Annotated in this window: 19 protein-coding genes and 1 tRNA gene; 13 read left to right on the plus strand and 7 right to left on the minus strand. The window is 63.6% G+C overall.

From position 1 onward, the window contains the following. The first annotated feature begins 26 nt into the window (after nucleotides 1–26). From KSAC_RS09860 to KSAC_RS09890, 7 genes are all read left to right on the plus strand, one after another. Complete coding sequence (locus tag KSAC_RS09860; RefSeq protein WP_102325008.1) at nucleotides 27–1,229, plus strand: MFS transporter; 1,203 nt, start codon at nucleotides 27–29, stop codon at nucleotides 1,227–1,229. 48 nt (nucleotides 1,230–1,277) lie between these two features. Beyond that, complete coding sequence (locus tag KSAC_RS09865; RefSeq protein ID WP_102325009.1) at nucleotides 1,278–1,862, plus strand: LOG family protein; 585 nt, start codon at nucleotides 1,278–1,280, stop codon at nucleotides 1,860–1,862. Between the two features lie 55 nt (nucleotides 1,863–1,917). Beyond that, a tRNA-Pro gene (locus KSAC_RS09870) sits at nucleotides 1,918–1,994 on the plus strand. Nucleotides 1,995–2,170: 176 nt separating this feature from the next. Continuing rightward, nucleotides 2,171–2,962 (plus strand): polyprenol monophosphomannose synthase, encoded by a 792-nt coding sequence (locus KSAC_RS09875; protein WP_118962639.1) that lies wholly within the window; start codon nucleotides 2,171–2,173, stop codon nucleotides 2,960–2,962. A 313-nt stretch (nucleotides 2,963–3,275) separates the two neighbouring features. Then, nucleotides 3,276–4,718, plus strand: coding sequence for a glycosyltransferase family protein (locus tag KSAC_RS09880; protein ID WP_243705184.1), 1,443 nt, complete (start codon nucleotides 3,276–3,278; stop codon nucleotides 4,716–4,718). A 297-nt stretch (nucleotides 4,719–5,015) separates the two neighbouring features. Then, complete coding sequence (locus tag KSAC_RS09885) at nucleotides 5,016–6,119, plus strand: hypothetical protein (protein WP_132305257.1); 1,104 nt, start codon at nucleotides 5,016–5,018, stop codon at nucleotides 6,117–6,119. Between the two features lie 6 nt (nucleotides 6,120–6,125). Continuing rightward, nucleotides 6,126–6,347, plus strand: a complete 222-nt coding sequence (locus KSAC_RS09890) for a hypothetical protein (protein ID WP_132305259.1) — start codon at nucleotides 6,126–6,128, stop codon at nucleotides 6,345–6,347. A 67-nt stretch (nucleotides 6,348–6,414) separates the two neighbouring features. Here KSAC_RS09890 and treF read toward each other — a convergent pair whose 3' ends face one another. Next, entirely contained in the window at nucleotides 6,415–8,763 is a 2,349-nt protein-coding gene (gene treF / locus KSAC_RS09895) for an alpha,alpha-trehalase TreF (RefSeq protein WP_243705368.1), read from the minus strand. 805 nt (nucleotides 8,764–9,568) lie between these two features. On the opposite strand from treF, the gene tldD reads away from it, so the two are divergent. Then, entirely contained in the window at nucleotides 9,569–11,029 is a 1,461-nt protein-coding gene (tldD, locus tag KSAC_RS09900; protein WP_132305261.1) for a metalloprotease TldD, read from the plus strand. Between the two features lie 103 nt (nucleotides 11,030–11,132). On the opposite strand, the gene KSAC_RS09905 is transcribed toward tldD, so the two are convergent. From KSAC_RS09905 to KSAC_RS09920, 4 genes are all read right to left on the minus strand, one after another. Beyond that, a complete protein-coding gene (locus tag KSAC_RS09905; RefSeq protein ID WP_132305263.1) occupies nucleotides 11,133–11,879 on the minus strand; it encodes a pyridoxine 5'-phosphate synthase in 747 nt (248 codons plus the stop codon). Next, complete coding sequence (gene pdxA / locus KSAC_RS09910) at nucleotides 11,876–12,865, minus strand: 4-hydroxythreonine-4-phosphate dehydrogenase PdxA (protein ID WP_132305265.1); 990 nt, start codon at nucleotides 12,863–12,865, stop codon at nucleotides 11,876–11,878. The genes KSAC_RS09905 and pdxA overlap by 4 nt, the downstream gene beginning before the upstream one ends. Further along, nucleotides 12,858–14,264, minus strand: a complete 1,407-nt coding sequence (locus tag KSAC_RS09915) for a M20/M25/M40 family metallo-hydrolase (RefSeq protein ID WP_132305267.1) — start codon at nucleotides 14,262–14,264, stop codon at nucleotides 12,858–12,860. Before KSAC_RS09915 ends, pdxA begins: the two co-directional genes overlap by 8 nt. Before the next feature lie 84 nt (nucleotides 14,265–14,348). After that, nucleotides 14,349–14,633, minus strand: coding sequence for a hypothetical protein (locus KSAC_RS09920; protein WP_102325020.1), 285 nt, complete (start codon nucleotides 14,631–14,633; stop codon nucleotides 14,349–14,351). Between the two features lie 143 nt (nucleotides 14,634–14,776). On the opposite strand from KSAC_RS09920, the gene KSAC_RS09925 reads away from it, so the two are divergent. From KSAC_RS09925 to KSAC_RS09935, 3 genes are read left to right on the plus strand one after another with little or no spacing between them, the layout of a single operon-like run. Beyond that, the gene (locus tag KSAC_RS09925) at nucleotides 14,777–15,202 is read left to right on the plus strand and encodes a LapA family protein (protein ID WP_132305269.1); all 426 of its coding nucleotides are present in this window, start codon (nucleotides 14,777–14,779) and stop codon (nucleotides 15,200–15,202) included. Between the two features lie 43 nt (nucleotides 15,203–15,245). Then, complete coding sequence (gene pyrF / locus KSAC_RS09930; RefSeq protein WP_132305271.1) at nucleotides 15,246–15,953, plus strand: orotidine-5'-phosphate decarboxylase; 708 nt, start codon at nucleotides 15,246–15,248, stop codon at nucleotides 15,951–15,953. Between the two features lie 23 nt (nucleotides 15,954–15,976). Then, nucleotides 15,977–16,606, plus strand: coding sequence for a phosphoribosylanthranilate isomerase (locus KSAC_RS09935; protein ID WP_132305273.1), 630 nt, complete (start codon nucleotides 15,977–15,979; stop codon nucleotides 16,604–16,606). Here the strand turns inward: KSAC_RS09935 and KSAC_RS09940 are convergent. Both KSAC_RS09940 and KSAC_RS09945 read right to left on the minus strand, forming a co-directional pair. Then, nucleotides 16,603–16,938 carry a hypothetical protein gene (locus KSAC_RS09940; protein WP_102325024.1) on the minus strand — a complete coding sequence of 112 codons (336 nt, stop codon included), beginning with the start codon at nucleotides 16,936–16,938 and terminating at the stop codon, nucleotides 16,603–16,605. The genes KSAC_RS09935 and KSAC_RS09940 overlap by 4 nt on opposite strands. A gap of 194 nt (nucleotides 16,939–17,132) precedes the next feature. Beyond that, the gene (locus KSAC_RS09945) at nucleotides 17,133–17,639 is read right to left on the minus strand and encodes a DUF721 domain-containing protein (RefSeq protein WP_132305275.1); all 507 of its coding nucleotides are present in this window, start codon (nucleotides 17,637–17,639) and stop codon (nucleotides 17,133–17,135) included. A gap of 10 nt (nucleotides 17,640–17,649) precedes the next feature. Here KSAC_RS09945 and KSAC_RS09950 point away from each other — a divergent pair, with 10 nt between their 5' ends. Beyond that, entirely contained in the window at nucleotides 17,650–18,729 is a 1,080-nt protein-coding gene (locus KSAC_RS09950; protein ID WP_165927310.1) for an A/G-specific adenine glycosylase, read from the plus strand. A 53-nt stretch (nucleotides 18,730–18,782) separates the two neighbouring features. After that, on the plus strand, nucleotides 18,783–18,908 hold the full coding sequence (locus tag KSAC_RS17725; RefSeq protein ID WP_257997641.1) for a hypothetical protein: 126 nt from the start codon (nucleotides 18,783–18,785) through the stop codon (nucleotides 18,906–18,908). Nucleotides 18,909–18,942 lie beyond the last annotated feature (34 nt).

The following is an 18,942-nucleotide window of genomic DNA, read 5'->3' on the forward strand; positions in this document are numbered from 1 at the left end:
CGCCTGTTTCTCAGTTCGTGGAGTGTATGCGTATCATGTCCGGCTCGCAGGCATCATCGGTGTCCCATACACGGCGGATACTGGCCGTCGTGCTGTTCAACCTCCTGTGCTATATCGATATCGGCCTGCCGATGGCGGTCATTCCGGTTTTTGTAAATCAGGTGCTGGGCTACAATACCGTTCTGGCGGGGCTGGCCGTATCCGTGCAGTATCTGGCGACATTCGCCTCGCGCGCCAGTGCGGGGCGGCAGACGGACCGGCTGGGGGCCAAGCCCACCGTTGTCCGGGGGCTGGCCATCTGCACGCTGTCGGGGGTCATGCTGCTTCTGTCCGGTGCCCTCATGCATTTTGCCGCGCTGTCCATGGGATTGCTGATCCTGAGCCGCATCCTGCTCGGGATCGGGGAAAGCTGGACCGCCACGGGCGCCATCATGTGGAATATCGGTCGCGTAGGCGCGGCGCGGACCGCGCAGGTCATCTCCTGGAACGGGGTTACATCCTATGGCGGGATCGCGCTGGGCGCGCCCATTGGTCAGGTCCTGTCCGGCCTGCCCCTGCCATTTGGCGGCCTGACCATGGTGGGGCTGTTATCTGCCGCCCTTACCCTGTTCGGGTTCGTGCTGGCCCGCCGGTATGAACCGGTGCCCCCGGTACCCGGCAAGGGGCCGCCCATGCCATTCAAGGCCGTGTTCATGCGCGTCCTGCCGCATGGAATCGTGCTGGCCTGCGGTTCGGTGGGGTTTGGCACGATTTCCGCCTGTCTGGCCCTGTTCTATGCCCATAATCACTGGCAGGGGGCTGCCGTGGCGCTGACCGGGTTCGGGGTCATGTTCAGCCTCATGCGCTTCCTGTTCGCCCGCCAGATCGACCGGCGCGGCGGGCTGGTGGTCGCCCTTGTATCGCTTGTGGTGGAAACGCTGGGACTGGTCGTTCTGTGGCAGTGTGACAGCGTGCCGGGGGCAGCACTGGGGGCCGCGCTGACGGGGGCCGGTTTCTCACTGGTCTTTCCTGCGATGGGGGTGCTGGCGGTGGCTCGTGTCGGGCCGGAAAACAGGGGTTCGGCGCTGGGTGCGTTTTCCGTTTTCCTTGATATCGCCGTGGGCCTGTCGGGGCCGCTGCTGGGTCTGGTGATCCAGACAATGGGATATGGCGCGCTGTTTCTTGTCTCCGCCCTGTTTACGTTCGCCGGTGTGGGTGCGACCATTGCGCTGAAATTCCTGCCCCGCTGAAGGGTGGTGCGGGCAAAGTGACATAGCTGCGGGAGCTGAGCTGGATAAATGCAGATTTCATCTGTTGCCGTTTTTTGTGGATCGCGTTTCGGGGCGCGTGCGGAATACGCGGCGCAAGCCCGCGAACTGGGCACGGCACTGGGGCAGGCCGGTTTGCGGCTGGTTTATGGTGGGGGCCATGTCGGGCTTATGGGCACCGTGGCGGATGCAACGCTGGCGGCTGGCGGGGCCGTTACCGGGGTTATCCCTTCCTTCCTGCACACGCGCGAGATCATGCATGAAGGGGTGACGGACCTGACCGTGACGGAAAGCATGCATGAGCGCAAGGCGCTGATGTTCGAGGCATCCGATGCCTTTGTGGTGATGCCCGGTGGCCTTGGCACGTTTGACGAGACGATCGAGATCATGACCTGGCGGCAGCTTCGCCAGCATGACAAGCCCATCTACATCGTCAATATCTCCGGCTGGGCGGACCCGCTGCTGGCGCTGGTCGATGCCAGCATCGCTGATGGTTTCGCAGCCCCTACGGCCCGCGCGCTGTTCGAAGTGGTGCCCGATGTGGCGGCACTTATGGCGACGCTGGCCGAACTGCCGGCCCGTAGTGACGCGCGTGACAGGGTCACGACATTATAAATCTTTTCATCTTCCCCTTGCGTAAAGGGGCATGGGCTTGTATAGCCGCCTGCAACGGAGTGTAGCTCAGCCTGGTAGAGCACTGTGTTCGGGACGCAGGGGCCGGAGGTTCGAATCCTCTCACTCCGACCAGTTTTGCAGGCCGGTTACCGTAAGGTAACCGGCCTGTTTCTGTTTGTACCGGTGGCCCTGCTCATGTTGCGGCAAGGGGGGAAATGTTTTACCTTCCCACGCCGAGTGATAAGGGGGCGCGTCGCCATTGCAGCGTGCCTGTATCCGTATGTTAATCCCCGGGACATCGCTGAATTATGCAAGTTTCTCCTGAACCCGTGCCGCAGTCAGCGCATGAAGTGAAAACAGCCCGCCCGGGGCCAGCCCTCAGCATCATCATTCCCTGCTATAATGAACGGGGCAATATAGAACCCCTGTTCAATGGCGTTGCGCGTGCGGTGACCCGTTATGACTGGGAACTGATCTTTGTCGATGACAGTTCCCCTGATGGCACCATAGACGAGGTATGGCGTCTGGCGCAGATGGACAGCCGGGTACGCGGCATCCTGCGGGTTGGGCGGCGCGGGCTTTCATCAGCCGTGATTGAGGGGATACTGTCATCCTCTGCCCCCGTGGTGGCGGTGATGGACGGGGACCTGCAGCATGACGAAACCCTGCTGGAACAGATGGCTGATGCCATAACCCGCAATGGATATGACGTGGCCATCGGCAGCCGTCATGTCGAAGGTGGTGATAACAGCGGCCTTGCCAATAGCTGGCGGCTGTTCCTGTCCAATGCTGGAATCCGGCTTGCGCAGTTCTGCCTGCCGGTGCGCGTCAAGGACCCGATGAGCGGCTTTTTCGCAGCCCGCCGCGATCTGTTTGTCCAGTCCGTCAGCGACCTGTCGGGCACCGGGTTCAAGATCCTGCTGGATATGCTGATGGTCCAGAAAACCTCCCCCAAGGTCATCGAACTGCCATTTGTCTTCCGTACCCGTAACGTGGGGGAAAGCAAGATGGACCGGAAAGTCCTGTTCCAGTTCGCGCATATGATTGTGCACCACATGCTCAGGAAAAACAGCCGCGTCTCACGCCAGCCGTCATCGTGACGATAAGACCCGGCAGGGGTGTTTTTTCATATACCGCATAAGATTTCCTGTTCCACCTGGGAACTGGCCTCCTTCCGTATGCAACAGAGTAGTGACCGGAAGGGGGTGTTTTACGGACCGCCAGCCTGTAGGCGACCCAGAAGAACCGGGACAGAGCAATCCGTCAGTTCAGGAACGTTCCCGGACCCGATGAGAAGGGACCATATTTTTTCTACGGACCGGCTCAATTCATAATGAAAAATGAATGTGGGATATGAAAAAGAATAACGGGATAAATGTATCCTTCATAATATTCATATTTGTTATTTCTTTTTTGTATCGGTTTTCGATACCGTATTTCTATCCTGCCGCCCTGCGGGCTGATGAAGTCTTCCAGACCCTTGAACCTGCCCATCGTTTACTGACCGGTCATGGTGTGACGACATGGGAATGGCAGGCCGGTATCCGGAACTGGCTCTTTCCGGATATGATCGCCGGGGTGTGGCGTGTAACCGACGCGCTCGGGCTCGGTCATTCCCCTTTGTGGATACAGGGTATCCTGTGTGTCCTGTCGCTGGGGCTTGTTGCGGTCTTCATGGCGCTGGGGGCAATTGTGGCGGGGCGGACAGGGCTGGTGGCCTGCGGCCTTGTCGGTGCCCTGTGGCCGGATCTTGTGCTGGGTGCTTCGCGTACGACGACGGAGGTGCTGGGCGGAAATCTGCTGGCGCTGGGCACGCTTCTGGGGGTGGTGGCCCACGCATTGCCGTCCGCCGGTGCGTTTACGGGTTCATGGCGTCGATCCTATGATGTCGCCCTGTATGGGGCGGCTGCGTTCTTTATCGGCTGTGGCGCGGGACTGCGGTTCCAGCTTATGCCCGCTGGCCTTCTCGCGCTGGCGTGGATGGCCTGGTGGCTCCGGCGTCGCCCCGCTGTCGTGGCGCTTATGGCTGCCGCTTCTGCCTTGCCTGTAGCCGGTTACGGTCTGGTGGACCTGCATACGTCCGGTACGTTCTTTGGGTCTGTTTTCCGTAATGTACATGCCAATATCGGGCAGAACATCGCCGCCACTTATGGAACGGCCCCATTCTATTTCTATATTGTCGATCTGTTGGGCCGATGGCAGGTCGGTTTTGCCATTGTCGCGTTCTTTTTCCTGCGCGGATGCCGTCAGTTCCCCATGCCTTCCGCAGTGGCGGGGATAATCATCCTTTCCCATTCAGTGATCGGGCATAAGGAACCCTCGTTCATTTATGGCGCCATTCCGCTTCTGCTTGCGGTGGCGGCCATGCGGTTTGGTGAGTGGATGGATCATGTTCCCGTCCTGCGTCCGGGGCATTGGGCCATGATGGGGCTGGCCATCGTGTCCCTGTCCGGCTTTGTTCAGCAAAATTACCTTGTCCGTATCCGCAACAGTAATGCCCTGATCCATTTGCAGCAGGTGGCGGCACGGCAGAAGGACCTCTGTGGACTGGCGTTTCCCGTGCGGGGCGAATGGGCCCATACGGGGGGGTATTCCTATTTCAGCCGCCGGGATGTCCCGATCTACTTCGCCGATGACGGGCCATCCCTTGCCGCCCTGTCGGGCAGTTATAACTACATCATAACTTATGGCCGGGCCTGGTCATCCCCACCCGAGGATTCTGCCATTGCCTGTCGACGGGAATTCTGCCTTTTCCGCGTCGCGCCTGCCTGTACTGTGCCGCCTGATTATGACCAGTTCAGTCAGGGCATGACCATTTATGAAAGCAGGATACATCAGGGGATCGGGAAGCTGTGAGATACGTAGCTGCTGCGGGGATCAGGAACCGGGTGCGCCGCGGTATTGTTGTGGGTATCGGGGATGCAAAGCGCCTTATGGGCCTGGGTGTTTATTATGGCGGTAAAGTGTTGTCCCTTTGCGCCCCGGTGGCTGGGTTCTGCCAATCGGGAGGCACATGATCGGCGATGCATTTCAGGCCGGGCATAAAACCGGATTCTTCCGTGCCCCCTTCACGGGCGGCGTAGGCAATCTCTGTGCCTTTCATCAGGTGTCAGTTATCTGAAGCGGGTCTGCAGGGCAGTAATCGGAACCTATATGAAAACCAGAATCTGGGCTTACCTTCTTCTTGTGCATGTTGTGGTGCTTGCCTGCGTTGCGGTATTGGCCCTGCCTTCTGGCGGGGTTGTCGCGGCATCGTGCCAGTGGGACTGTTTCGACGCCTACATGCGTATTGCCCGGCAGGGATACGAACATGCTCCCTCCCTCGCTGCGCGTTGGCTGGGGGAGGCGAACTGGGCGTTCTTTCCTGCTTTTCCCCTTTCCATCCGGGGGATGGCGCATCTGACTGGCGTGTCGGTGGAAGCCGCGGGCATGATCCTGAACGCCATGCTGCTGCCTGTTGTGGCCTGTCTGTGCTACCTGTACCAGAACAGGAAATGGGGGCCGGTTGATTACCGCTTCTACTTCGTGTTCTTCTTTACCTTCCCGGCCACACTGTGGTTCAGGATACAGTATAGCGAATGCATGTTCGGGCTGTTCCTTATGGGAATGGCATGGTCGGTCCTGAATAACCGCTTTTTCGTGGCGTCGCTCTGTGCCCTGCTTCTGTGCCTGACCCGGCCGACTGGCATATTATGCGTGCTGACATTTGCCGTATTCTACCTGTTCAACGCATGGCGGCAGACATCGGGGAACAGGGGCGGGCAGCGTCTGGCCTTACTTGCAGCGCCTGTCACGAATGCGGCCCTGCTGGTCACGGCTGGTGGGACGGGCATCTCACTGTTCATGATCTACCTCTATTATTTTATGGGTGACAGCCTGGCGTTTTCGCATGTGCAGATTGCGTGGCACCGGGTCTTTCATTTTCCCGGCTACTGGGCATGGTACAATATTACCCATAAAACCCACCTCAATCTGGTGATTGCGGCGCTGGTGGACGTGCTGGTGATTTACGAAGGGTTCCGGAAGGAACTCTATCTGGAGGCAACGGTGCTGCTGGTCACGTTTCTGGTGGCCTCTTCATCCGGCCTTGTGTCCATCCATCGCATCGTTATGGCGAACCCCTTCTTTTTCATGATCGTATATGCGTGGCTGATGGACAGGCGTCCTGCGACCCGCAGGACGGTAGTGGCGTTTTTCTGTGTTACGCTGCTGGTGTTTACGGTCATCTGGTTTCATCACACCCATCTGCTTTACTAGGACAAGATGCGCCCTTTTTCACAGTCAGCCCGATGGTACCTGCTGCGTATCGTGCCGATCATCCTGCTGGGCGGGATCAATATCTTTGCCTTCAATCTGCGCTGGCACCCACATGTCAGCGAGAATTATCGCAATTTCTATATCCGGCATTCGATCGACCTAGGGGAGTATGAGGCCAATGAGATCCGTGGCGTCTACACCAGCCATGAGGATCGCTGGAGCCGGTAGCTGAGCGTATGCCGGTGCCGTCCATGCCGGATTGAAAAAAGGGGGAGACCATGGTCTCCCCCTTTTCTTATTTGGGCTGGGATACGTTTTCGCCTGTGGCGGGGGCGGCCTTCTGTTCCATCTGGCCTGAACCGGTATCAGGCGGGACCGGCCGGGCTGCAGGCTGCTCCACCTGCGCGGGCGCAGGTGTGGACGGTGTAGATGGCGTGGTGGTGCCCGAGGCGTTGTCGGCAGGCTGCGCCGGTGTTTCCACCTTCGGTGGCGCGGCTTGCGGTGTGGCCGCCGTGTTCTGGGTCGCCGCAGGCGCTATTGCGGCGGTATCCGTCGTCGGCGTGGATGCAGATGCAGGTGCAGGTGCCTGTTGCGGAGTTGCCGGGGTGGCCTGCGCGGCAGTGCTGCCTGCGTCCTGCTGCTGTTGTGCTGGCGTGGTCGGTGTGGCTGCCGGTGTCGCTTCGGACTGGGCAGGGGGCGATACAGGGGCGGGGGCAGGGATCTGCGTGGCCGATGTTGGGGCGCTGGCCCCCACGGTGGACATCTGCGGCAGCGCCGGGGTCGGTGCCACCGGACGTGGCGTCAGGTCCAGTGTGGGCAGGCTGTAGCGGCTCAGCGTATCCGCATCGGTCTGGACGCCATAGGCGTTCATGGGCGGAAGCGGCTGGGGTGAAGGCTGGTCAGCCGCCGGGTTGCGGTCAAGCACTACGCGGGTGTTCTGCGGGTAACGGTTCATGAAGCCCAGCAGCGTGCCATTGGTCCAGCCAAAGCCAATCTGCATCGGGTATTCGCCGCCGCCCTTGCCGCCTTTGGGATTGATGTAGGGATTGACCACATCATATTTTTCCAGAAGCACGCCGGATTTTTCGTAGGTGCCGATCACGCGCCCCATCCAGCGCGCTGCAATATCGCTGGCGAGCGTATCATAACCGTATTCGTTGAAGCCCTTTACCGCCATCCACTGTAGCGGGGCCCAGCCATTGGGGGCATCCCACTGCTGTCCGCTGGTGCGTTCGGTGGCGATCAGGCCGCCGACCTGAAGCAGGTTCTTTCTTACGGTTTCCGATACCGCCTTTGCCTGTTCCGGTGTCGCCATCTGCAGGAACAGCGGCATGACGGTCGCCCCGGACAGGATGGAGGTCGATTCGCCCTTCTTCCAGTCATAATCAATGTATGCGGCCCTGCGCTCGTCCCACAGGACGCGGCGGACCGCTTCAATGCGTTCTTCCGCCAGACGCGCATAGCGCGCTGCCGCTTCCTTGTCGCCTTTCAGCTCATAGGCATGGGCCAGTGTCTGCTGCAGGTGCGGGATCAGGCAGTTCAGTTCGACCGTAAGCAGGTCCGTCGTGTGGATGGTGGACAGGGTATGTCCGTCCGCCAGCCAGCGGGAGGAGAAATCCCACCCCGTTTCCGATCCCGCCCGCAGGTCACGGTAGACCTCTTCCTTCGGTCGGTCGGAATGGGCGGCGGTGGCCACGTCCTGCGGATAGCTTTCGTCGCGCGGGGTGTCGCGGTCATCCCAGTGGCGGTTCATGACCGTCCCGTCCGGCAAGCGCACCACGCGGCGGTAGGCTCCGCCGGGGGGCACGGAATCCTGCCCGTCCATCCAGTAATCGTATTCAGCCTGCAGTTCGGGCAGGAAGGTGGTGTAGGCCAGTTGCCCGTCATGCATGGCCAGAAGATCGACCATGAGCGAGAAGAACGGCGGTTCCGACCGGCTGAGGTAATAGGTTCGGCTACCGTTGGGAATATGGCCATACCGGTCGATCATCGCCGCCATGTCGCGCACCATGTCGCGCATGAGATCGATTTTCTGGTTTTCATACAGCCCGATCATCGTGAAGTAGCTGTCCCAGTAATAAAGTTCACTGAAACGGCCACCGGGCACGACATAGGTGTAGGGCAGCGGGAGCTGGGATGAATAGGCAACCGCCATGTCCGGCGGGCGGCTCAGCACTTCCCACATGCCGTTGATGTAGTCGCGCACGTTTTCATCCGGGCTGCGCTGGTAAGACACGGTCTTGCGTTCGGGCAGGGTGAAGTGCTGCGCCACGAAATCCTTGAGCGAGAAATCAGGACGCAGCCGCGCGATCTTGTACTCGGCCAGCAGGTCCGCCGGGGCTTCATCGGGTATGGCGTCGGCGGCGGTCTTGGCGTCGGTATAGATATGGGCCTCACCAATGGCCTGGAACAGGCCGTCCAGTGCAATGGACGGTGGACGCAGGTCCTCGACGGGGGCCAGTGGCACGCCTGCCGCGTGGGGCTGCGTGGTTGCGGCCTGTGCCGCATCCTTCGGCGCAGGGCTGGTGCTGCCTGCCTGTGCCTGACCTGCTGGCGGTGCGGCAGCCGGTTGCGCGGCGGCAGGGGCGGACGCATTGCCCGGAGCTGCCGGAACGCTATTGGCCGTAGGTCCGCTTGCCGGCATGGGCGTGGCGGGAGCAGGGGTGGCAGGCCGGGCCGCTGCTGTGGGGGCAGTGGTTGCGGACGCATCAGGGCGCGCGGGTGGCTCCACCGCCGTCGGGGCTGGTGTGGGCGCGGCAGCGGGGGGTGTGGCTGTTGTCGTGGTGTTGCCCGTACCGGACCCGTCCGCTGTGGCGGGTGACGGGGCAACGGGCGGCGTATCGGTGCTGGCGGGGCCAGCCGCCGGAGTCGTGACGGGTGATGCAGACGGCATGGTTCCGCTCCCAGACAGCGGTTCAGGCGTTGGCACCGAAGGCGTCTGTTCCCCCTGTTTCGCGGGTGTGGCCGCTGTACTGTCAGTCGGGGCGGGAACGGTGGCGGAAGGTGCCGCTGCTGTCCGTTCCGCACCGGCGGGGGGCGCGGACGGGACGGCAGCGGAGGGCTGCGCGGGGGACGTGGCCTGTTGGGCGGCAGGTTCTGTCTGGGCCAGGGCCGGGGTCCCTGCGTAAAGCAGACCGGCCAGAAGAAGCCCGGCATGACGGGGAAGGGACCGGGAGAGACTTGAACCACACAGAAGGGAAATTTTCACGAGACGCCGTTTCTTCGAACAATGGATACCCAATTCTTGCACAATGCCCTGCCTTTCCTGCCTATCACAAAGGGAAACCTTCCAGATGGAGGGAAGTTCATTTTCACGTATGGCACCGGTCACGAAGGCTCCCCAACTTTCCCATGGGGGCAAAGCGGGCTATGCTGCCCGCCCCCTGCCGGGCTGAGCGGCCTGAGCGTTTCGTGTCCCTTACCTGTTCCGCCAACCGGAGTTGCCATTCATGCCCGCATCCCTTCAGGGTCTTTCCCCGCTGGCTGCAACCGATGCCCTGTTTTTCGAGCGCGCGAGCGCCCGCCTGGGCCGCCCCGATGCCGAACGCCTTGTCCAGCAGGCGCTGGAGGGCATGGACGATGGGGAACTCTTTCTGGAATATCGTGAAAGTGAGGCCATCTCCCTTGATGAGGGCGTGATCCGTTCCGCCACCTTCGACACATCTTCCGGCTTTGGCCTGCGTGCCGTGCTGGAGGAGGAAACCGGTTTTGCCCATTCCGATGAAATAAGCGAAAGCGCCATCCGGCGCGCGGCTGAAACCGTAACCCAGATACGCGCTGGCCGCACGGGCACGCTGGCGACGGGGCCGCGTTCGACCAATCACCGCCTGTATCCGGACATCAACCCGCTGGGGGAAGGTGCGTTCGCCACCCGTGCGGCCATGCTGTCGGAACTTGATACCTATGCCCGGGGGCGGGATGCGCGCGTGGTGCAGGTGATGGCGTCCATTTCGGCGGAATGGCAGGCAATCCAGATCCTGCGCCCCGACGGGCAGCGCATGGCTGACATCCGCCCGCTGGTCCGCATGAATGTATCGGTCGTGGTGGAACAGGACGGACGGCGTGAGAGCGGCGGCCACGGACTGGGTGGCCGCTATTCCTATTCCCGGCTTCTCGCGCCGCAGGTGTGGAAGAACGCGGTGGATGAGGCGCTGCGCATGGCGCTGGTCAATCTCGATGCCCGCCCCGCCCCGGCGGGGGAGATGGAAGTGGTGCTGGGGGCCGGGTGGCCCGGCATCCTGCTGCATGAAGCCGTGGGCCACGGGCTGGAAGGCGATTTCAACCGCAAGGGTACCTCCGCCTTCGCGGGGCTTATGGGCAAGCGTGTCGCGGCCCCCGGTGTGACGGTGGTGGATGACGGCACCCTGCCCGAACGGCGCGGCAGCCTGACCATTGACGATGAAGGCACCCCCACGGGTCGCACCGTAATGATCGAGGACGGAATCCTGACCGGCTATCTGCAGGATCGTCTCAATGCCCGCCTCATGGGCGTGGCCCCCACGGGTAACGGGCGGCGGCAGTCCTACGCCCATGCGCCCATGCCGCGGATGACCAACACCATCATGCTTGGCGGTGACGCCACGACGGAAGACATGATCCGCACCACGAAGCGCGGCCTCTACGCCGTCAATTTCGGTGGGGGACAGGTGGACATCACTTCGGGAAAATTCGTGTTCGCCGCATCCGAAGCCTATCTGATCGAAGACGGCCGCATCACCGCCCCCGTGCGGGGGGCAACGCTGATCGGTAACGGTGCGGACGCCATGACCAAGGTGATCATGATCGGTGGCGAACCCGCGCTGGACCCCGGCATCGGCACCTGCGGCAAGGCCGGTCAGGGCGTGCCGGTGGGCGTGGGCCAGCCGACCCTTAAAATGACCGGCCTGACGGTAGGTGGCACGGGGGGCTGAGGCCCCCGTCAAAACCATGGAACAGGCCGCGTCGTGGTGATCGGCGTCGTGTAATGCCTTACCCTTCCGCCCCGCCGTAACCGGTGGGGGCGGAGGGCGGTGTTCAGCTACGCGCCGCCGCCATCAGCTCCTTCATGTGGCGGATGACGGCGGGCAGGCCGTCAAAAATGGCCTGACCGATCAGGAAGTGACCGATATTGAGTTCAGTCACCTGCGGCAGTGCTGCAACGGGCGTCACGTTGTCATAGGTCAGCCCGTGGCCCGCATGGACTTCCAGCCCGCATCGCGCGGCATGGGCGGCGCCCGTGGTCAGGCGGCCCAGTTCCACGGCCCTCGCCGCTTCATCCGTGGCGTCGGCATAGGCGCCGGTATGCAGTTCCACGACTGCTGCGCCCAGTTTCGCCGCCGTTTCGATCTGGGCTGCGTCCGGGTCGATGAACAGCGAGACCCGGATGCCCGCGTCCCGCATGCGCGCAATGCGCGGGGCAAGCATGGTGGCCTGCCCGCGTACATCCAGCCCGCCTTCGGTCGTGACCTCCTGCCTGCGCTCGGGCACGAGGCAGCACGCATGGGGGCGCAGGCGGGTGGCGATAGCGGTCATTTCCTCCGTCGCGGCCATTTCCATGTTCAGCGGAATGCGCAGTTCACCGCGCAGGCGCTCAAGGTCGGCATCGCGGATATGGCGGCGGTCTTCACGCAGATGGGCGGTGATGCCGTCCGCGCCCGTGTCCTGCGCCAGCAGGGCAGCGCGGACCGGGTCGGGGTGGTGGCCGCCGCGCGCGTTGCGCACGGTTGCGACGTGATCGATGTTGACCCCCAGCCGGATCGTGGCGGGACGGGATGTATTCATGACCTGTTCCTGTGTTCGGCCATCTGCATGGCCATGCGCAAGGCGGCGACAAGGCTGGACGGATCGGCTACGCCACGCCCCGCGATGTCGAAGGCGGTGCCGTGATCGGGCGATGTGCGGATGATGGGCAGGCCCAGCGTGATATTGACCCCCTGCGTCATGTCGATGGTCTTGAGCGGGATCAGCGCCTGATCGTGATACATGCACATCGCTACATCGTATCGCGCCCGTGCCGCGGGGGTGAACATGGTATCGGGGGGCCACGGGCCGCTTATATCCATGCCATCGGCACGCAGGGCCTCCAGCGCGGGGGCGATGACCGTCTGCTCCTCCGTGCCCATGCTGCCGCTTTCGCCCGCGTGGGGGTTCAGCCCGGCGATGGCGATGCGCGGGGAAGCAATGCCAAAATCCCGGCGCAGCGCCGCATGGGTGGTGCGTGTCGCGGCGATGATGCCTGCCGTATCCAGTTCATCCAGCGCGCGGCGCAGGCTGACATGGATGGTCACCGGCACTACACGCAGTTCGGGGCAGGCCAGCATCATGACCTCCGCGCCGGAGACGTCGCACAGGGCTGCGAGGTATTCCGTATGGCCCGGATAGGGGAAGCCTGCGTTTTTCAGCACGATCTTGCTGATGGGGCAGGTGACGACCGCCGCCGCCTGTCCCGTGCGGGCCAGTTCCACCGCCCGCGCGATGCTGGCGGTGATCGCCCCGGCATTGCGACTGTCCGGCTGACCGGGCGTGGGGGGCACAGGCAGGCTGACCGGCAGCACCGGCACGGCATCGGCAAACACACCGGCGGCCTGTGCGATGGTGTCGATCTCACGCACCGGCACGTCGTACTGCCCGATCGCCTGCGCATCCCCGATAACGGCGAAATGCCCCGCCCCATGGCGCATGGCCCGCCACGCACCTGCCGTGATCTCCGGCCCGATGCCCGCCGGGTCGCCCATGGTCAGGGCCAGCGGCAGTTCACCTTCATGCATCGGGGGTGGCCATGGCGTGCAGGATACGGACCCACGACCGGATGCCCTTGTGGAAGGATGTCAGTTCATACTTCTCGTTGGGGGAATGGGCGCGGTCGTCATCCAGTGCGAAACCCACCAGAAGCGCCGACATGCCCAGTATGCGCTGCATGTCCCCCGCCACGGGAATCGAGCCGCCACAGCCAATGGTCACCGCAGGCGTGCCCCATTCATCCCCCAGCGCGGCAAGCGCTGGCTGCAGGCCGAACGCCTGCTCAGGCACGGTGCAGGCAGGCGAGCCGCCGGCCTGGGCAAAGGTAACGGTGCAGTCTTCGGGCAGCATGCTGCGGACATGGCTGCAGAAAGCCTGACGGATGCGGACAGGGTCCTGCCCCGCCACCAGCCGGAACGAAACCTTGGCCACCGCCTCACCGGGCAGCACTGTCTTGAACCCTTCACCGGTGTAACCGCTGGAAATGCCGTTGATCTCGAAGCTGGGGCGGCACCATGTCTGTTCGATGGCGGTATAGCCCTTCTCCCCCGCGGGAACCGAAAGCCCGACCTCGCCAAGGAATGTGGCGTCATCCGGCGCGATTTCACGCCACCGATCACGCAGCGCCTGCGGCGGGGCCTGCACGCCCGCGTAGAATCCCGGCAGCGTCACGCGCCCCGTTTCGGGATCGCGGATGGAGGACAGGATCTGGCACAGCAGTTCCGCCGGGTTGCGCGCGGCATTGCCATAAACACCGGAATGCAGGTCGCGCCGGGCGCAGCGCAGGTGGACTTCCTCGCCCACCATGCCGCGCAGGGCGGTGGTGATGGCGGGCACGCCGGGCAGCATGGCGGTATCGCAGATCAGCCCAACATCGGCGCGCAGTTCCTCGCGATGGGCTTCCATGAAGGGAACGAGGTTGGGGCCGCCGCATTCTTCCTCCCCTTCGATCAGCAGGGAGATGCGCACCGGCATCGTGCCCTGTGTCGCGCGGATGGCGCGTATGGCCTCGATAAAGGTCATGACCTGCCCCTTATCATCCGATGCGCCACGGGCGACGATACGCTGCGTGCCGTCTTCCGCCGTGTCCATGACCGGCTCGAACGGGCCACTGTTCCACAGTTCCAGCGGATCGACGGGCTGCACGTCGTAATGGCCATAGAACAGCACATGCGGCCCTTCTGGCGGGGTGCGGTCATGGGCGATCAGGATGGGATGGCCAGCGGTTTCGCATATCCGCGCGTCAAAGCCGAGACTGTCGAGTTCGTCATGCAGCCACTTCGCCGCGCGCGCGCAGTCCGCCGCGTGTTCGGGCTGGGTGGAAATGCTGGGTATGCGCAGGAAGGCGAACAGCCGATCGACAGCGGCATCAAGCGTGCGGTCCGCCTGCTCCAGAACGGGAGAAAGGGCGGAAGGGGTATCGGTCATGGGGTCTCCGTTTGCAGTCGGCAGCCGCGCGGGCCGGATCGTGATTTTGCCCGCCAGCGGATCAAAAGCAACTTAATCCATGCCTCAGCATTGCCCGTGCAGGAACCCCAGCGCGGGCAGGGGCCGCCATGCGCGCGGCAGGTCCGCCCTGCGGTAGGGCCGGATGCTGTAATGGGGCACGGCCACGTTGTTGCGTTCCAGAAAGCCACGATAGGCCGCAACCTGCCTGCTACGCCATTCGCAGTCGGCTTCGGCCGCATTCCGCGTGGGATAGATGCTGGCGACGCGCGTGTCGCGCCCGGTGCGTGCGATCACGGCCCAGGATTCATCACGCCGCGCCGTAGTACGAAAAATGACGACCTTGCCCATTGTTTCGCCCCCGTGCCGGTCGCAACGGCGCTGTCGCGGCCTGTACCTACAGGCAACCACGGCTGCCGTGCGCGATCAAGCAGTGCGCCGGATGAATTGATTTTCTTGCAGGTCCCCGTGGTTGGCGGTAGGGAAACAGGATCATGATACGTCTTTTCATCACCCTGCCCGTGATCGTGGCGCTGATCATTTTCGCCGCCTGTAATCAGGCGCCGGTGGAACTGTCATGGCTGCAGTGGAAATGGACGTCATCGCCCGGCGTGCTGGCGCTGCTGGTCGCGGCCCTGCTCTATGCCACGGGATCGGCCAGCGTATGGATCGTGGTGCTGCGCCAGATGCGGCGCGCCCGCCGCGCCGAACAGGAAGTGCGCACCCTGCGCGCCCGTCTGGACAGCACGGATGAAACCGCTCCGCGTGCTCCCGGCCTGACGTCGGCGCCTGCCGACTCGCCCATGCTGCGGGCCTATGCGGCGCAGCCTGCGGCCCCCGTGGCGCCGCCCGCCGTAACGGAAACGCCCCCGGCCCCCGTGCCGGATGCCTCCGGCGGCACGGAACGTTCCGGTTCCTGAACCTTTTCCTTACGCCCCATAGCCTGCACCGGAGTTACCGCCAATGCGTGGACGGTCCACCCGCCTGATTGTTGCCCTCGATACCAAGGACACGGCGCAGGCCGTGCGCTGGCGGCACGAAACCGCCGGACATGCCGGGGCGGTCAAGCTGGGGCTTGAGTTTACCTATGCCTGCGGGCTGGACGCCGTGCGTGAGGCGGCGGGGGACAGTCCGCTGTTCCTTGACCTGAAACTGCACGATATCCCCAACACCGTCGCATCCGCCATTGGCAGCCTTGCCGCACTGCGTCCCGCCATGCTGACCATCCATGCGTCAGGTGGCCGGGCCATGATCGCGGCGGCTCGCGTTGCGGTGAACGAGACCTTCCCCGAAAATGTACGTCCCCTGCTGCTGGCCGTCACCGTCCTGACCAGCATGGATGCCGGTGCCCTGCATGAAACCGGGGTTGAGGGCAGCGTGGAAGCACAGGTCGTGCGGCTGGGCCGTCTGGCCATTGAATCCGGCGCGGACGGGCTTGTCTGTTCTTCGCATGAGATCGCGCCCCTGCGGCAGGCGCTGGGCGACGAGCCGGTGCTGGTCGTGCCCGGTATCCGTCCGGCAGGCAGTGCGCCGGGGGACCAGAAACGGGTCATGACCCCCACCCAGGCACGCGATGCCGGGGCGGACTGGATTGTGGTGGGTCGCCCCATTACCCGTGCATCCGATCCCGCCGCCGCCGCCGCCGCGATTGCGGCTGAACTGTCTGCCTGAACCGGGTCGAGGGCACGGGTCATATGGCGGTCAGGGTCAAGATATGCGGTATCCGTGATCGGATCGGGCTGGATGCAGCCTGTGCCGCAGGGGCGGACTGGATCGGATTCGTGTTTTTCGGCCGTTCTCCGCGCCATGTAACGCCGGATGTGGCCGGAGAGCTGGCGCGTGGCATGATGTCCGCTGGCCCGCAGCGCATCGGACTGTTTGTCCGGCCCACGGATGACGAGATCCGCACCGTGCTGGATCATGTGCCGCTTGATGGATTGCAGATCTATGATGATGGTCCCCGCGCCGCCGTTATCCGCGCGCGGTTCGGCCTGCCGGTATGGCAGGCGGCCGGGATTGCCGCTGCTGCTGACTTGCCCCGAAACTGTGCGGTGGATGGGCTGGTCATCGAATCCCGTGCGCCTGCCGGTTCCGATCGGCCCGGTGGCAATGCCCATGCCTTTGACTGGACCCTGACCAAAGGCTGGCAGGCCCCCGTCCCGTGGCTGCTGGCCGGGGGCCTGACGCCTGACAATGTACAGCGCGCCTTAGATCAGAGCGGCACGCGTGCCGTAGATGTGTCATCCGGGGTGGAGTCCGCCCCCGGCGTCAAATCCGCAGCACTGATCCACGCTTTCGTACAGGCCGCGCGGGGCGCGCCTTAACGGTAATATCCGCCGTAATAGGCCGGTGGCGGCGGTGGAGGCGGCGGCGGATAGGCATAAACCGGATAGGGCGGCGGATAACCGTAGCCATAGACCGGGTAGCGATAGCCGTAACCATAAGGTCCGTAGCGGTAAGGGGACATGGCGACACCCAGTGCGGTCCCGGCGGCGATGCCCATGCCGAAGCCACCCCAGCCCCAGCCACCACGCCAGCCGCCGCCGTGCCAGCCGGGGCCACCCCATCCGCCCCCACGCCATGCATAGGCGGAAGGTGCGGGCAACGCGCCGACCAGTCCCACGGACACGGCCAGCAACAGGGCCAATTTACGCATGTGGTCAGTTTCCTTTATCTGACATCCTGCCATCGGATATTGGTGCCTTCCGGCCAGATATCCAGCCTTGGGCACCTGTCATTATGTGACAGATCATTCACGATCATGCGTAAGGCGTTTTCATGGCAGGCATCGCCCTGTCTGTAACCGGGGCCGTTTTCCTCCGTCTGGCGGAAGGGGAGTGGTCAGGGCACCTATTGCCGGGTTTTCGGGTCGCGGGATGCGTTCAGCCAGCCGCCCAGACGGCCAAGTGCTTCCTTCAGCGGGCCATCGGGCATGTCGTCGATCTGAACGGGCGCAGGTGCCGTGCGCGGGGCGGGCCGGGCGACGGGGCGGGGCGTCATGGTCAGGTCCTGAACCATTCTCAGGCGTTTGACCACGCCCTGTCCGCATGTGGTGTTGATGCGGGCGATGACGGCGGGCGCAAGATGCTGCAGTTCCATCGCCACCGGCCCTGAACAGGCCACGGTCAGTGTCCCGGCAGCCAGTCTGCGCGGTACGGTCGTGGCGGCCAGATGGGGGCCGACTATATCAGGCCAGTCCGACATGACCTGCACGGCGGCGGGGGACTGCTTGCGAAAAACCGGCCTGCTGATATGGGGCAGAAGGGCCGCCATGCTGCGCGTGCGGAACGACCGGGGCGGCGGTTCCGTGGGGGTGGTGGCGTTCTTTCGCTTGCTGTCGGGGGGCGGGTTCGTCATAAACGGGTCCGTGTTACCTTCTGCCGCTGATCTGTTACGCTGGTATGACTGGCACCGTCGCACTCTGCCATGGCGCGCGCTGCCCGGCCAGAGCGCAGATCCCTATCGGGTCTGGCTGAGCGAGATCATGCTGCAGCAGACCACCGTTACGGCGGTCATTCCCTATTTTGAACGGTTTGTGGACGCGTTCCCCGATGTGAACGCGCTGGCCCGCGCCCCGCAGGATCAGGTCATGACCATGTGGGCCGGACTTGGCTATTACGCACGGGCACGCAACCTGCATGCCTGCGCCCGTGCAGTGGCGGCGCGGGGCGGCGTGTTTCCCGATACCGTGGCTGGGCTGCTGGAACTGCCGGGAATCGGGGCCTATACCGCTGCGGCCATAGCCGCCATTGCCTTTGGTCGTCCGGTCGTGCCGGTGGACGGGAATGTGGAACGCGTGACGGCGCGCCTGTTCGCCCTGACGGACCCGCTGCCCGGCGCGCGCAAGGCTATCGCCCGTCAGGCCATGATCCTTAACGCGGATGCCCCGGCGCAGGGCCGACCATCCGATTTCGCGCAGGCGCTGTTTGATCTGGGGGCCGGTATCTGCACCCCGCGCGCGCCGGCCTGCGCGCTGTGTCCATGGCGTGACGCCTGTGCGGGTAACCGGCAGGGAATCGCCGCCACCCTGCCGCGTCGCGCGGCGAAGGTGGCCCGTCCCGTGCGCTATGGCGTGCATTTCTGCATGATGGATGCGGCAGGCGGCATGCTGCTGGTCCGGCGGCCGGAAAAGGGCCTGCTGGGCGGCATGATGGGCCTGCCCGGCCCGGTATGGCGCGATACCCCCTGGACGGAGGGGGAGGCGATGGAGCATGCGCCCGACGCACCCCGGCTGCGCGCGAAATGGCATGGAACGGGGCAGGTGAAGCATGTCTTCACGCATTTCACATTGCTGGTGGACGTGTATGCGGCGCAAATTTCCGCCTTTCCCAACAGTATCGCGGGACAGGGTGGGGAAGTGAATTACGCGGGGGAGGAAGCCGTGGCCCTGCCATCGCTCATGCGCAAATGTGTCGCGCTGGCGCGCGCCAGTCACGTTTTTGATTGACGTGGGCATGATACGCGCTGTTGACTGACGGAAGTCCGATCAGGAAAGGGACCGTGATGCTCACCTTTGTCCAGATGCTTTCCCCTGTTGTCGCCCTGCTGGGGCTTGTCGGTATGGCGCGTTGTCTCAACGCCCCGGTCCGGGCCATGCAGCCGGTCCGGGTACGCACCCGACGCTGACTGAACTTCTGACCTGAAGGCAGGACCCCATCTC

It is taken from the genome of Komagataeibacter saccharivorans, assembly GCF_004348195.1.
GTDB lineage: Bacteria > Pseudomonadota > Alphaproteobacteria > Acetobacterales > Acetobacteraceae > Komagataeibacter > Komagataeibacter saccharivorans.